At 52.3% G+C, this 15,154-nt stretch carries 13 protein-coding genes; 4 read left to right on the top strand and 9 right to left on the bottom strand.

Features of this window, described 5'->3' with window-relative positions; all coding sequences use genetic code 11:
* Nucleotides 1-52: 52 nt before the first annotated feature.
* From BSF44_RS07365 to BSF44_RS07325, 9 genes are all read right to left on the bottom strand, one after another.
* The gene (locus tag BSF44_RS07365) at nucleotides 53-940 is read right to left on the bottom strand and encodes a hypothetical protein (RefSeq protein WP_095942936.1); all 888 of its coding nucleotides are present in this window, start codon (nucleotides 938-940) and stop codon (nucleotides 53-55) included.
* A gap of 193 nt (nucleotides 941-1,133) precedes the next feature.
* Nucleotides 1,134-1,673: a hypothetical protein gene (locus tag BSF44_RS07360; RefSeq protein ID WP_095942935.1), complete on the bottom strand. Its 540-nt coding sequence runs from the start codon at nucleotides 1,671-1,673 to the stop codon at nucleotides 1,134-1,136.
* Nucleotides 1,674-1,676: 3 nt separating this feature from the next.
* Nucleotides 1,677-3,092 (bottom strand): RHS repeat-associated core domain-containing protein, encoded by a 1,416-nt coding sequence (locus BSF44_RS07355; RefSeq protein ID WP_371918235.1) that lies wholly within the window; start codon nucleotides 3,090-3,092, stop codon nucleotides 1,677-1,679.
* A gap of 343 nt (nucleotides 3,093-3,435) precedes the next feature.
* Nucleotides 3,436-4,032: an imm11 family protein gene (locus tag BSF44_RS07350; RefSeq protein ID WP_095942934.1), complete on the bottom strand. Its 597-nt coding sequence runs from the start codon at nucleotides 4,030-4,032 to the stop codon at nucleotides 3,436-3,438.
* Between the two features lie 9 nt (nucleotides 4,033-4,041).
* Nucleotides 4,042-6,777: an RHS repeat-associated core domain-containing protein gene (locus BSF44_RS07345; protein WP_371918234.1), complete on the bottom strand. Its 2,736-nt coding sequence runs from the start codon at nucleotides 6,775-6,777 to the stop codon at nucleotides 4,042-4,044.
* 251 nt (nucleotides 6,778-7,028) lie between these two features.
* Nucleotides 7,029-7,619, bottom strand: coding sequence for a suppressor of fused domain protein (locus BSF44_RS07340; protein WP_095942933.1), 591 nt, complete (start codon nucleotides 7,617-7,619; stop codon nucleotides 7,029-7,031).
* Nucleotide 7,620: 1 nt separating this feature from the next.
* Nucleotides 7,621-8,760 carry a GH-E family nuclease gene (locus BSF44_RS07335; protein ID WP_095942932.1) on the bottom strand — a complete coding sequence of 380 codons (1,140 nt, stop codon included), beginning with the start codon at nucleotides 8,758-8,760 and terminating at the stop codon, nucleotides 7,621-7,623.
* Nucleotides 8,757-9,353, bottom strand: a complete 597-nt coding sequence (locus BSF44_RS07330; protein ID WP_056724000.1) for a DcrB-related protein — start codon at nucleotides 9,351-9,353, stop codon at nucleotides 8,757-8,759. The genes BSF44_RS07335 and BSF44_RS07330 overlap by 4 nt, the downstream gene beginning before the upstream one ends.
* Nucleotides 9,354-9,376: 23 nt before the next feature.
* The gene (locus tag BSF44_RS07325; protein ID WP_095942931.1) at nucleotides 9,377-11,212 is read right to left on the bottom strand and encodes a type VI secretion system tip protein VgrG; all 1,836 of its coding nucleotides are present in this window, start codon (nucleotides 11,210-11,212) and stop codon (nucleotides 9,377-9,379) included.
* Nucleotides 11,213-11,926: 714 nt separating this feature from the next.
* Here BSF44_RS07325 and BSF44_RS30635 point away from each other — a divergent pair.
* The 4 genes from BSF44_RS30635 (at nucleotide 11,927) to BSF44_RS07305 (ending at nucleotide 15,108) form a co-directional block, all read left to right on the top strand.
* The gene (locus tag BSF44_RS30635) at nucleotides 11,927-13,435 is read left to right on the top strand and encodes a DUF6861 domain-containing protein (protein ID WP_095942930.1); all 1,509 of its coding nucleotides are present in this window, start codon (nucleotides 11,927-11,929) and stop codon (nucleotides 13,433-13,435) included.
* Nucleotides 13,425-13,658, top strand: coding sequence for a hypothetical protein (locus BSF44_RS07315; protein ID WP_095942929.1), 234 nt, complete (start codon nucleotides 13,425-13,427; stop codon nucleotides 13,656-13,658). Before BSF44_RS30635 ends, BSF44_RS07315 begins: the two co-directional genes overlap by 11 nt.
* 186 nt (nucleotides 13,659-13,844) lie before the next feature.
* Nucleotides 13,845-14,396: an HD domain-containing protein gene (locus tag BSF44_RS07310; protein WP_095942928.1), complete on the top strand. Its 552-nt coding sequence runs from the start codon at nucleotides 13,845-13,847 to the stop codon at nucleotides 14,394-14,396.
* Nucleotides 14,397-14,640: 244 nt separating this feature from the next.
* Nucleotides 14,641-15,108: an SMI1/KNR4 family protein gene (locus BSF44_RS07305; RefSeq protein ID WP_256589011.1), complete on the top strand. Its 468-nt coding sequence runs from the start codon at nucleotides 14,641-14,643 to the stop codon at nucleotides 15,106-15,108.
* The last annotated feature ends 46 nt before the right edge of the window (nucleotides 15,109-15,154 follow it).

Raw genomic sequence — 15,154 nt, 5'->3', positions numbered from 1 at the left:
TGGGATCAGCCGGTTTTTTTGTGTTGGTCAGCCTGACAGTGCCCTGAGATCCTCAGGCCAAACTCGGGGCAGTCTCACCGCTGCTTGCCCGTTCAGCATCCAGCAGCACATCCAGAGTCATCAGGAACAGGTCATGGCTCATGATGCCGGTGCATAGCGTTGATAGAATCTGATTCCCCGCCTCGTCTTTTAGAGTGACCTTCTCACTCCAGGCATTTAAATCAACAGAAGAAAGGGCCGATACCGGGACTTTACGTCCGTCAACTTCCAGAAACTCGCGTGTCACCATAATTGTTTGTGTGACGACATTCAGGAAGTCCCCCGCGATTCGTTTGCGCCAGACCTGCCCGGTCGGCACATACTTGAAAGTCACTGCAGCGCCTGACTCAAGCTTGTTCATCACAACCGGCAATCGCTCGCGGACGTGCAACTCACGCACCAACTGCTGAAAATCCTGAAAGCCTTTCAGCGACTCGATAACGCGATGAAATGGCTCACTATCATTACGACGGTACGCCAGGTTGGTGATCAGGCCAGTGAATGCAGCTTGCCCTGAGGCGAACAGGTAAAGGTCTTCTATTTCAGCAAACGCCGTATATTGTTGCTGCTTGCCAGTGACTGCAACAATGCCATGTTCGTAAACCTCATAGTGGGTCCCGCGCAACTTCTTATGCCACGCATAAAGTCCGAACAGGACTGCCGAAATGACAACCAGCAAGCCACTGACGGAATAGATCAGCAACTGCGGGCTGGAACCACGACTGGTGTTCGCCCCGGAACTGCCCGTCGGCAGTATGGTACCCAGGTACAACACAAATCCCGCCAGGCCCAACAAGACGATTGCGAACAACAGCATGAAAATCAGAAAGCCTTTGCCGTGGTGGAAGGTGGAGATCAGTTGACCTGTCACCGTTGAAGCGGGTGTGGGTGATTGCTGCATGAGATGGTTACTTCCCTAGTGGTTGATTGTAAAAAATACCGCTTTTCAGAGGACTATGCCTCATCAAGAGGCATTGCCTGAAAATACACTGTCGACTCCATTGCAAACCTTCAGATACAGATTGTACGGTTCAAAAAAACTGGCTGTTTCTTGCGCCCCAAACCATCGTTCATTCCAATTCCCCCATATGCACTCAACAACTCTGTGCAACCTCCTTAAAAGTTAACCCTTTTAGGCCCAGCGACTCTACAGAATCTTTGAATGTCTGACTGACATATAGCACTTGCGGATTTTCAGGAATGCGAAAAATTTCAACTTTGTAATTTTCGGGGAGCTTTAACACCGCCTTATAAACTACGTAACCACCCTCCCCCTTATCATAATCGGAGTGATCAACGTCAAATGCATCCCATAGAAGCTCGGTAATAAATACTGCGACATCCCCCGCACGCGGCCCGAGCAGCTTAATCCTAGGAAAAACCTGCAAAAAACCAAGCGCACCATATGCTTTTTCAGAGACAACCAAGATAGGCCTAAAGAAAGTAAAAAAATCAGAAAGTGCCGGTTTATTTTTATCATCACTATTATATACGACGTGATAGGCCTGTTTTTCAGATTCTAAGATTGCGTCACCATATGCTAGCCTTGTAGCGAACTCCTGCAGACTTTCCACCTGATCCGCATCGACCAATGCTTTATACTTATCGTTTTGCGTTATTGAATAAATTTTCATAAATCACCCAAATAATCCAGACCACTGAGCATCCCGCGGACTCGTAAGTAATGTATTACGAATTCGATCGATCGTCTTCAAAACCATTGGCTTACCACCAGCCTTATCTGCACTAATTATAAGCTGGTTAACATTTTCAAAATAAGAATTTGGATGTTTACCATTATGCAGGATCCCCGGCACGCTCGAGTCAACGTTATTGCGATTAGGCAAAAACACTCCATTGATCGCATCATCCACATGAATATCATGCTTTGCCAGGACCGCTCTCGCAGGAGCTGCAAGCTTAGCGGTATCACCAACGATATGATGAGCAGCAGAGTTTGCGGGGCGGGGAGTTCCACCTTTTGTCATATTATTACTTAGCGCTTTGGAGCAAAGCCCCAATGGATCGATCCATCCAATAGGATCAGGAGCATATTTATATAAATTATCTCCCCCATCCAACCCAATCGGATCTTGCGTTACAAACCGCCCCACCTCCGGATCGTAATACCGAAACGTGTTGTAGTGCAGCCCCGTCTCGTCATCGAAATACTGCCCCTGAAACCGCAGATTCTGCTCGACGTCATTGACCCCCAGCCTTTCAACCGAACCCCACGCCTTGTACGTCGCCTGCCAGACAATGCTCCCATCCGCGTCAGTCATCTCCAGCGGCGTACCAATCTGGTCGGTATGGAAGTAGTAAAGCCTCTGCTCTTCACCTTCCGCCTGGTCGACACGCGCCAACGGCGCATAACTCCCCGGCTCATACAGGTACAGACTGCTCTGCCCCGGTCGCTCTTCGCGCAGCATCCGCAAGCCTTGCCACAAGAAGTGCTTCTGCTCGGTTGTACCCTTGACCTCTGAAACCTTGGCAACCCGCCGGCCCAGGCTGTCATACCGATACGCACCGGTACTTTCCAGCTTGCCATTGACCAACGTCTCAGCCCGCACCAACCGATTTTCACAGTCGTAACGGAAGGTCTGCAGCTTGCCCATGCCGCTGCGTTTTTCAATCAGGTTGCCCCACGCATCGTAGGCATATTCCTGATCCCGCCAGCGCTTGAGGCGGTTGTCCTTGACGTGGTCAAACTGGCTGGTGTTGAAGTTCAGTCGGTTCGCCGCGGCGTCGTAGCGGAATTCTTCACTGTCGATCAGCCGGCCGGTGTCGCGGCTGTGCAGTTGGCCGTTGGCTTCGTATTGGTACTTGATCTCGCCGCGCAGTTTGTCGAGGGTGCGGGTCAGTTCGCCTGCGGGGTCGTACTGGTGACGGCGGTGGATCGGGTTGTAGGCGTGCTCGACCAGCAAATCGGGCTGGATGCCGGGGTTGTGGATTCTCGAGAGTTTTTCCGCCGGCAGGCGCGAGGCGAACTGCCAGCTCTTGCGGCCCATGGCGTCGTAGCCGAAGCAGCTGGTGAGTGCGCCTTGGGTACGCAGGACCTCGCGGTGCAGGTCGTCGCGCTCGATGTCGCTGATCATGGCCGCGAGGGTGGAAAATAGAAACTCCTCAGGTCAGGCCGACATTCGAAATTAATGACGCACACAATGCAATAAATGAACAAAAGAGTGACTGAGGTAAAGCTTACAGCCACTCAATAGATTAAATTTTAAAGAACTTGATCAACTCTACAGATTATCTCAAAAGGTGAACCATTCTGATCGATATAGAGGAAATAAAGCTGGAAATCTCAACCCTCCTCCTGACCCCCCCCCAATGGCGCATAGCTACTCGGCTCACTTTTCTTAAAAACTATGCTATCTGAAGAAGAGTCATCCGCCGCTAAAAATCATCCCAAGGCGCACATTGATAACTATCATCTATTTTTTTAAAATCCAAGCCATATATTTTTTTATTAACACACTCATTCAAGAAGCGTGCAGAGCAGACAACTTCGTTAATTTCTTCAAAATAGAACAAGTCAGAATCAATATTTTCCGCAACTACAAGCCTATCAATACGTTCAAAATTTAGGCCTCTCGAATCGGGACCCTCTATTTTCACATTATTATCGAGTACAAAAGAGGAATTATCCAAATCCATGGCCCTCAACCTTTCGATAACAGCGAAGAAAAAATATTCCTTATCCTGCTTAGCCTCGCCATGAACAAAAAGTTCAACTGGCCGGCTCACATATTTACACTCACAAAAATCACAAACAGCTAAAAAGGCCTTGGACGCTAAAAAATGATCAGGCAACCAATCTGCCCTTAGCTGTGGAATGTCAGCCATAGCTCGGTAGTGAGTACTTAATATATCAAGCCTTGGATTTTCGGTTGGATAGTGAAATGTTGGTAAATCGGGAACCCAATTCAAATCAAAAAAATAGGGCGCCCCTTCACCATCTGGTTCGTACTTAATGATATATAGATTTTTCATTTTCTCACCTCAAAGCAGCCGACCAGTTATAGAATCAAGTTTGAATAGTCCGCTTTCAAGCCCCTGAGCGGCCCACGTTTGGACATTTTTCACGCCCAGCGCAAGATCCATGTCGGTCAAACCACTTAAGTTATTGTTAAGTTTTACGAGTTTATTTTTTACAGCCTCAGTGTACTGACCATGATTCGACCAGTGCCCCGGCATGCCAGTAGTTTGGGCTAGTTCTTTGGAACCAGGCAGGAAAATGCCATTGGAAGCCCCATCAGGATCCCAGCCAATTTTCTTCAATCTGTCAAACATACTTTTGAATTGAGTACTTTTAATCAATTCTTCGGGTACCAAATGATGATTTGCCATTCCATCGCCAGATTTCATCCCCATGTTGTTACCTAACTTCGTAGAACACCAGCCTAATGGATCAACCCAGTTATTAGGGCTTGGTGCGTACGAGTAAAAATTCATTCCTCTTGATAGAGCAATCGGATCCTGCGTAACAAACCGCCCCACCTCCGGATCGTAATACCGAAACGTGTTGTAATGCAGCCCCGTCTCGTCATCGAAATACTGCCCCTGAAACCGCAGGTTCTGCTCGACGTCATTGACCGCCAGCTTTTCAACCGCCCCCCACGCCTTGTACGTCGCCTGCCAGACAATGCTCCCGTTCGCGTCCGTCATCTCCAACGGCGTACCAATCTGATCCGTATGAAAGTAATAAAGCTTCTGCGCTTCACCTTCCGCCTGATCCACCCGGGCCAACGGCGCATAACTCCCCGGCTCATACAGGTACAGACTGCTCTGCCCCGGACGCTCTTCGCGCAGCATCCGCAAGCCTTGCCACAAAAAGTGCTTCTGCTCGGTCTTGCCCTTGACCTCTGAAACCTTGGCAACCCGTCGCCCTAAACTGTCATACCGATACGCACCGGTACTTTCCAGCTTGCCGTTAACCAGCGTCTCGGCCCGCACCAAGCGATTTTCACAGTCATAACCAAACGTCTGCAACTTGCCCATGCCGCTGCGTTTTTCGATCAGGTTGCCCCACGCATCGTAGGCATATTCCTGATCCCGCCAGCGTTTGAGGCGGTTGTCCTTGATGTGGTCAAACTGGCTGGTGTTGAAGTTCAGCCGGTTCGCCGCGGCGTCGTAGCGGAATTCTTCACTGTCGATCAGCCGGCCGGTGTCGCGACTGTGCAGCTGGCCGTTGGCTTCGTATTGGTACTTGATCTCGCCGCGCAGTTTGTCGAGGGTGCGGGTCAACTCGCCGGCCGGGTCGTACTGGTGACGGCGGTGGATCGGGTTGTAGGCGTGCTCCACCAGCAGGTCGGGCTGGATGCCGGGGTTGTGGATTCTCGAGAGTTTTTCCGCCGGCAGGCGCGAGGCGAACTGCCAGCTCTTGCGGCCCATGGCGTCGTAGCCGAAGCAACTGGTGAGCGTGCCCTGGGTGCGCAGGACTTCGCGGTGCAGGTCGTCGCGCTCGATGTCGCTGATGAGCTGGCCGTCGAGGTTGAGTTGGTGCAGGTGGCCGCTGCCGTAGTACAGGTGATTGAGGTGTTGGCCGGTGGGCAACGTCAGGGTGGTGAGGTTGCTCAGTGGGTCGTATTTGTAGGACAAGGCACCCTGAGCCGTGGTCTCCTGGACCAGCCGGCCGAGCAGGTCGTAGGCGAATTCCAGCGTTTCTTCGTTGACGCCGATTTGCTTACCCTGCGCGGTCGGCAGGCGCTGGATCGACAGCAGGCGATCAGCGTCGTCGTACACGTAATCCTGACGGGCGTCGGCATTGAGCTTGGCCAGCAGCCGACCGATGCTGTCGCGCTCGAATTCGGTGCGGCGTTGTGGCCGCTCGCCGCGTTCACCGTAACCGGTTTCATCGACCTGGGTCAGATGCCCGCCCAGGTTGTAGCTGAAGCGCCGGGTCAGGTTGTCGATACGCTTTTCTTCGATCAACCGGTCCGAGGCATCGTAGGCGAACTGGTACGCCGCGTTGTTTTCGTTGATCAGCGCGGTCAGGCGAATCGCCGGGTCGTATTCGTAGCGGATGCGCTGGCCCTTGGCGTCCTGGCGACTGCTTGGCAGACCGCGAGCGGTGCGCAGCAGCCGGGTGGTCTGGCCCTTGCCGTCGGTGTGCGTCAGCACCTGTCCGAGGGGGTTATAGGTGAACGATTCGGCGCTGCCGTCCGGGTGTTTGATGCGCAGCACTTCGCCGTCGGGCTTGCGTTCCAGGGTAGTGGTCTGGCCCAGCGCGTCGGTGACGGCGACCAGGTGCTGGCGCTCGTCGAAGCGGTAGCTGGTGGTTTTACCCGAGCAATCCTGGAAGCGTTCGACCTGGGCCAGGGTGTTCCACCACAGATATTTGGATTTGCGCGTCGCATCGATGATGGTGTGCGGCAGGCCGTCATCGCCGTTCAGGTATTCAGTGGTGTGGCCGAGGGCGTCGACTTCGGCGATGAGGTTGCCCTGGTCGTCGTAGCGGGCTTGCCAGGTGCTACCGTCGGGGTAGTCCACCTGCGTGACCAGCGGGGTCAGGTGGTGATAACGGTATTTGATCGCGCGCCCGAGCGGGTCGGTTTCTTCGAGCAGGCGCGAGTACTCGTCGTATTTGAGCTGGAGCCTGTTGCCGTCGGGCAATGTCAGGCCGGCCATGTTGCCGGTGTCATCGATGTCGATGACGTAGTGCTCACCCCCGAAGTCGCGGCTGGCGGTGACGCGATGATCGGCGTTGTAGTGAATCTCCGCTTCGCGCCCGAGCACGTCGGTGACTTGTGTGGTGCGTGCGTTGATGTCGTAGCGGAACCGAAAGCGCTCGCCATCGCTGGTCCAAAACTCAATTTCCTGGGATAGTCATCTACCTTTTTCAGGACAATAGACAAATATGCCCATTCAAAGCCCTCACACGACAGAATAAAAGTATAGAAACGACCAAAATTTAACATTGCATTTTTCTGCAAAAAAAATAGCGCCTCACACAACCCCCACTCCACTCGCAACACCCAACAGCACACTTACTTAAATACAACAGAATCCCTTTCCTTATCAAAAATATTGACACCTTGCTCTGACAACAACTCCTCAAACGCCTCATCGCCATTGACGTATATAAATTCCTTTTCAGCTTCGGATATCGCCACGCATTGAAGCCAATTAACTCTCAACCCAGAGAACAATAATTCAGGAAAGCTTCCATCCCCCCATAAAAAAGGCGCTGTCAGGTAAACATGTGGCAAATTCGTATTGGGAAAATACTCGTCAATGATATTTTCAACAACAGTACCGGGCCTGACTGATTTCCCCATACGTTGAATGGAGAACGCCGTTGAAACTACGATATTTGGCCAATGGGCTTCTTCCACCGGGGCTCCAGCACACAGCTCAACTCTAGTTACAAACTCTGCCCCATCAGCGTTTCGCAAAGGAATCTCAGACAAGCCAACAGTTCCGATAGAAACCAATCCTTCATCATCTACGACGGTCAAAAGTTCTATCGAAAGTGTTTTATTGTCATTATAGTAATTATTAATATCGAATTCCCCTCCAAAAACAGACAACTCGTGCTTAACAACAGCTTTCCGCTGAAGACTCGGAACCCTCTTCATTTCAATCTCCCAAATAATAATCAGCTTTTGTATTTTCGCCCAAATGACTACGATTGGATGAGGGCAATTCAGGCCGGTAGTGCTCCACCTTATTATACTCATCCAGAAATTGTTTTCTACTAATACCTCGAGCTTCCGCACTTCTGACATGCTTCCAGTTTTCATATCCTGGCTTGTGCCCCATATCCCAAGGTTCACTTTTACTCATTGGTATTTGCTTTAGTGGGTCTCTAACTACCCCATCCGGACTTTCCGCCTTGGCGTTCTCCCACACTTTATCTCGAACACCTTTTCGAAACTTCCCTCTATTATAAAGCGTCTTGGACCAAGTCGACGGCTGATCATTCGCTGTTTTTTGTGTGACCTTTACGTTCGCCAGGTTGGATCCTAATCCTTGGCTCGTTATCTTGTATTTGCTATCAAATGCAATTCCTCGTTTCGCGCCCAGACCGCCACCGATAAAACCGCCAACAAAAGCTGATATTTTTTGCCCATCGCCACCTTCGCCGAATACCTCACCTCCAACCCAGGAACCAATCCTTGCGCCGAAAAGCCCTCCCAAAAAGCCAAAAGCTACAACTACAGGTCCTGCAAGAACTGTTGCACTGGCTAATCCAACAATCAAAACTGAATATTCTAACCACTCAGGAACTTCCGGACTGATAGCATCCGTCGTATCGGTACCACCTCCTATGAAGACATTCGAAGAGCCTGCACTGATTTTTCCGTCGCAGACCGTTCGATCTCCAACACGCGCAGCCGGCTGACCGTTGATACGTACCGAGTCGCTACCTTGGGCCATAATCTGAGGGGCTGAACCATGTTGTGTGCACACCGCAGTATCAACGTGAGCCCTAGCGGCAGCCCTCCCGTTGATAAACACATTTCCTGAACCACTGTTGATCTGGCCTGCGTCATGAGTGGCAAACGAAAGACTTCCAAGCAGTTGGCCGATGCCGGCACCCGTTGCTGCACCGGCTCCAACCATGGCACCCAGCGCGATTGCGCCAAAACCTCCGGTTCCTACAATTGCGATACCAATCAGCACCGCACCTGCGCCGAGGGCGAGCCCTCCCAGTAGCCCACTTAGCGCGTGGGAATGCTCAATTGGATCATCCAGGCGTGCCGCTGCCTCGCTCATTCTTGCGAAGCCTCTTCAGCGTCAACCTCGTTATCAGGCGGATAGCGCAATTCCAGTGAGGCGATCAACTCATCGAAACGGCATCGCTCTTCAGTCGTCATGCCTTTAGGGTTGTTGCTGGTGCCCGTGATTTGCATGAGCAATTCTTGCTGATGTTCATCGCGATGAAGAAACATCAATTGCAATTGATGAACTGGTTGCCCCTGTTGTCGCCAGCGAAACTCGACTCGACGCGCATCAAGCCCCGCCACTTGAACGGGAGTGAGCGGCTCGATCCATTCAACATGCGATAAAGATTTTTTCAACTCGCCGAGTAAGCGCTGAGCCATGGTTTCAAGATCGGCACCACTCTCAATCGGCGATCGCCCTACGACTAACGAAAAAGGACTGGGTCCCATATCCGTCATTGTGAATACATGGAATGTTTTATCTTTGAGATGGGCAGGACGAACAAAACTCAACTCATTGGTCTGAAAGCGTTCGGGAGGTGGAGGTGGTGCGTCGAGTGCCTCCTGCTCCAAGCGCTCTGCTTCGAGTCGCTGTTCCTCACGAATCCTTTGCTCGGAGATTCGGTCGTAAATACTGGTTCGCATGCGGCAGTCCCTTATCCGTCAGCTTATTTGTTCAGGTTGATGACGGTTTTACCTTCCACATCAACCACGATGCCGGACAGGGTAATCGTCCCGTCCTTATTCATGACTAGCTTGCTGGCGCCGACTTCCAGAGTGATGGATGTCGCAGCCTTGATCTTCACTTCGCCTTTATCGACGGTGACGTAATACGATCCCTCCTCTACGGCAATGCTGGTCTCCAGCTTGATTGTTTCCGAGTGCTTGCCTTCAACCTTGATCTGGCGACTTCCACCAACCTTAAGGGTTTCGTCAGCTTCGATTTCCGTATCCATATTGCGTTCGGCATGGACAATGATCTGCTCGGCACCCGCCTTGTCGTCGAAGCGGAAAAAGTTCGCATTGCTGCCCTTCCCCTTCATCGACCGCGTCAAAAACCCGCTTTGCGTCTTGTTCGCCGGCAACGACCACGGCGGGGTGTTCTGGCTGTTGTAGAGGCTGCCCATGACCAGCGGGCGGTCGGGGTTGCCGTCGAGGAACACCACCACGACTTCATCGCCCACACGGGGAATCTGGATGCTGCCGAAACCACCGCTGGCACCGGACTGGGCGACGCGGACCCAGCAGGAGCTCCTGTCGTTGTGCTCGCCCTTGCGGTCCCAGTGAAACTGCACCTTCACGCGGCCGAGTTCGTCGGTGAATATTTCCTCCCCCGGCGGGCCGACGATGATCGCGGTTTGCGGGCCGGAGATGGTCGGGCGCGGGGTGGTGAGCTGAGGGCGGAAGACGATCTTTTTGCGCACGCAGGCGAAGGTGTTGTAGTAGCTCGCCTGATGCCCGCTGAGGTAGTTGTTGTGGCCTTCGCTTTCGACGCTCATCAGCAGGAACTGACGATCATCGGCAGGGCCTTGATCGTGATCGTAATGCTGCAGCAGTTCGAAGGTGTAGCCGGGTTTCATCGCACGACAGTTACTGGCGCCATGAAAACTCTTGCCCTTGAGCTCAAGTGCTTCGACCCGCAGCCGCAGCAGCGTTTCACCTTCGTCGTAGGTGCCGTGGGTGTATTGGCCGGGGAAGTCATAGATTTCGAATTCATCGACATCGCCCTGCTTGTTCAGGCTCTTCATGGCGACCGGCAAGCGATTGGACGGCTGACGATAATCGAAGGTCTGGACCGCGATTTTCCCGGATTGCAACTGGCGATTGCCGCTCCATTGGGTGATGGAGTCGGCGGTCTCGGTGACCGATGCCGTGTGGTAGCGGATCTGCGGTTGTTCAGGCAACGGCACCAGCGTGCTGGAGTCGTCGCAGATGATCATGGTGTGGCCTTTGGCGGTGTGCTCGAAGTAGTAGAACATCCCCTCTTCTTCCAGCAGGCGCTGGACAAAGTTGAAGTCCGTTTCACGGTACTGGGTGATGTAGGTGTAATGCTTGAGCGGCTTGCTCAGGCGAAACTCGTGCCGAGAAAACGCAGGGCACAACGCAAACACCTGGGTGACGACATCTTCCACCGTGCAGCCCTGGAAAATGCGCGTGTCGAAGCGGTTTTTCAGCATCGAGAACCAGGGGTTAAGCGTCGCCGTATAGCGGGCCATGCCGCCGTCGCTGCCGATGCTGGCAAACCGCGTGAGGTAGCCTGCCAGGTAACGAGGCGAGGCGTCTGCCAGCTCGATTTCCAGAACCACGTGCTGGCCCATCATCGACTTCAGCTCGACGCCGGAGTCCTGGCACACCAGCAGCAACTCGAAGTTGTACGCACGGGACAGACCTTCCGTTCCCCTGAAGGACTCAAGCAACAATTGCTGTTCGGGGTTGGCGAGGTTCTTGAACTTGAACAGGCGCCGATTTTGCGGGGAAAGCATTGCGGCAAGGTCCATCAACATGTGTATCTCCTTGAAAACAGTGGAAAGCTAACGCCCTCTCTCAACCACTGCACATAACGAATCAGATAAGAGGGTCAAAACCTTGTTTGCCGCAACATTGAATCAGGCGAACACTTCGCCACCCTATGTTTTCGGACTGCGGCATGAGTCAATCTGTATGTTTTGTAAGAGACAACCTACAGAACACTCTTCCATCGAGCTCGCTTAAACATCCAGCGAAACTGCTCACACGAAATGTTACGTCAGGAACTGCGACCTCAAGACAGTATGAAAGTGCCATCACTCAAAAAATATTTTAGAAATTTGTCACACTTTTGCAGGTATCGCAGGTTCTGAACGCGGGAAGGAGACACCCATGTCATGCACTGTGTCAACCCACTCTCAGAGTATGCGGGTACTTCCACGCACTTCGAATTCAGTTCAGGACATTCCCTGAAAAAATAATTATCGCCCCGCTGGCTGGCCAGAAACGCCGATATATCAAGGATGAACGGGAAGTCAGGTACCACTGTTTGACAACTAATGCCTTATTGCCATCATTGCCGAATGTAATGCGAATAACAAAAAATGGATCCATGTTGAATTTTTCATCCCGCCGCGCAGCCTGAAGTGCGGCAGATAGCCATCACTTCGGCAATGATGTTAAGTCGAATATTCGACAGCTCGACCGCAGCAACAAGGAAGCGCCTTTTCCCCACGGACAGTGACGAGTAAATGGATCTTTTAGCCAACGTGCCCAGCTGGGCCGATGTCGAACGCAACCTCGACCAGAAATTCAACGAGCTGAACCAGGGCGTCAACGATGGCCTGCAGAGCGCCCACGACAACTGGAACGGCTTCACCCGACGTGTCAGCCATGGCGCGAGCCAGGCCTATGGCTACCTGGGCGGTCATCGCATCGATGCGGTGCATCAGGCGATGACCCTCTCCTACCCGATCATCCAGATGGACCTCAAGCGCAAGTGGGCCTCGATTGAAATCGAACAGATCCTGCCGGTGCTGCTGCAACTGGTCAAAGAAGTCTCGATGATTCTCGGCGGCAGCGTGGCAATCGGCACCGTGGCCGGCGGCGCGGCGGGGGCCTTCGCATTTGGCGTCGGCGCTGCCCCCGGAGCCGCTGCCGGGGCCGGTATCGGCTTGCAGGTCGGCAACCTGATTCTCATGGGCCTGGGCCTGTCCGCCGTCGCCGAATATTTTTACCAGGGCCTGCCCGCCTGTCTCTCGACCTTGCAGGAAGGCATCGCTACGGCCTGGCACGCCGAAGAAGGGGTCAAACCATCCGGTTTGGACCCCAGCGGCGGTTCCGCTGCACTGGTACAGGAACGCGTCGAACGCGCGGCACGACAACTGGCTCGCGGGCAGGAGCAACTTGTAATGCTGCTACTCACCGCCATCGTCACCTACCTGACCCGGGGCCAGATGAAAGCGGGTGTGATGAACAGCATGGAAAGCATCGCGACCCGCAGTGCGAAGCTTCAGGCGGAGATTTCGAACAAGGAGCTGGCGGGTTGGTTGGCAAGGAATGAGCAGAAGTTGCTGGCGCATCCTGAATTGAAGACCAGTGAGCCGATGCCACTAAAAAAAGCAGAGGCGGAACCACGGCCTAAAAGTGACAATAAAGACTCAGGTTTGAGTAAAACCAACAGCTTTGAAGAGATTTACAGAAAGGCCAAAGCGGCTAAAGCTGAAATCGATGCTCTCGCCGACGAAATCTCAGCGCAGTATGGCGGAACAGTTGCAAAAGCACCGATCAAATCTCGTGAGCGGGCGCTGGAAAAAATCATGAATGATTACGGAGGCGATGCAACCCGTATCAAGGATTTGGCGCGCAATACTATCATCGTAGAGGCGAACAAGGTGAGTGACGTCGCCGCGGAGCTGGCCAAACGAGGAGCCAATGTCAAAGTGATTGATGGCAACCTCGATGCACTTGGCTATAGCGGCGTAAACTCGTCAATGATGACAAGAGCAGGTATCCCCGGCGAAATCCAAGTGAACTCACCCCAAATGATTTTTGCAAAAGAACCGGAAGCCTTGGCCAGGAACCTGCTTGGGAACGAGACTTACGACGCCGTTGCCTCCCAGGCGGGAGTACCTGGCGGGCTTGGTCACCGTTATTATGAAGATTGGCGCGTATTAGACCCGACGAGCTCAAGCGCTCAAGCGATAGCAGAGAAAAGCAAGGCGTACTATAACGCCGTGAGAGGATTGAATGGCAATTGAGAAAGGCGAGCGTTTCGTCAACGAAGACATTTTTGTTGACTATCCATACGAAGAAGTCACTTATCGATGGGATCATCTTTCGAAGCAGGCATTCGTACGTTTCTACGGCAATGAAGAGAGCAGTCAACCTGTCCCTCATGACAACCGTTTATTCAATGAAGCTCTGCGTTTCGGTGAGGAGATCACCCGCCAAGACTACAATAGAGGTCGGTCCCGACGATGATTTTTCAACATGAAGGGCTATCCACTGTCATCTATTGAACGGTTCATCTCATGGTTTTCGCTTTCCCTCTCTCGGTACGGATGAGCTTTGACTCAAAGAGAGCAAAACTCCATACCTACCGACAAAGTAGAAAGTGTTGCCAATACCTAACAAAAGATGTTTTTGCCTACCTCACAGAGCCCGCCAATGAAACCCATTGACCTGCAACAACTCTACAACCAGGCTTGGCTGTTTGCTTCTACTGCTCACCTCGGCCAGCAGATGAAAGGCTCGAAGCTTCCCTACACCACGCACGTGGCGATGGTGGCCAATGAACTGATTTTCGCGGATCGGGTAGAGACGGTTGGCGCCCTTGAGATCGCCTTGCCCGCAGCCCTATTGCATGACGTACTGGAAGACACGCCAACTACGCAGGCAGAGTTGGCCGATGTCTTTGGCACCTTGGTAGCCTCGACCGTCGGCTGCCTGAGCAAAAATTTGATCGTTCCGTTCTCCGAAGAACGTTATTTCCAGAGCATCGCCGCGCACTCGAGGGAGGCCGCAGCGATCAAGCTATGCGACCGTATCACGAATTTGCAGTCCGCTCCGTCGACGTGGACTCATACTAAAAGGGCATCCTATCTGCTGGAGTCGGCACTAATTCTTGAGGCATTGGGCCCTGCACATACCTATCTCAGATTAAGACTTAGCGAGGCCATGATCCGCTATCAACTACTTCATATTGATTCTCAGCACTAAGATCCTACGGCAGTACTACCACTTGAAAAATAGGACCCTGTTTATTCCTTGCAATCATTGACCGCCAAACAGTCTTGCTTATTTTGCGATTCTTTACGAACAGGAGTGCCGTAGATTAATTTCGAAGGATATGGAGCCCGGGGAGATACCTGACCTCACCTATTTGATGAGCAAACCTGAAACCATATGGCGACCTGAATGCTGCTTGCACCGACTTCAACTTCGAACTTATTGGAGGCCGCCAGTGGAGAACAAGCCAGCAATACTTGAACTAGAGAATCTGATTAAAAAGCATCCGGACATCGCCGCGCTCGGATCCCCCGCTGGTGCCGTGACTGATGACTGGCTTGTAAAAGCCGAGCAAAGAATCTGCCATAAATTACCTGCATCCTACAAATGGTTCCTTCTCAATTATGCAGGAGGAGAAGTCGGATCGGAGGAAATATATAGCATCTATGGAGAGGACTTCGAAGACATCAATGGTGGAGATATAATTTTCCAGCACCTCAATGGTCTCAAACACAAATCAACAACCGCTAAAAAAGTAGTCATCAGCGAAACCGACTTGGGCGAGGTTTTTTTCTTCGACTACGACACATACAACGGCGAAGAATGCCAGATTTTCATTAAAATTCCGTCGGGGCAGAACTTATTGTATGCGAACAATTTTTACGAATTTCTCGCCAAGAGAATCAAGGCGTTTTTGCCATAAGGGACGCTTTGTCGTGCCCCCGGTGTCAGGGTAGTTGTCGCCGCGG

This window comes from Pseudomonas sp. ACN8 (assembly GCF_002303925.1).
Taxonomy (GTDB): Bacteria; Pseudomonadota; Gammaproteobacteria; order Pseudomonadales; family Pseudomonadaceae; genus Aquipseudomonas.
This window is presented reverse-complemented; position numbering and strand designations above follow the sequence as displayed.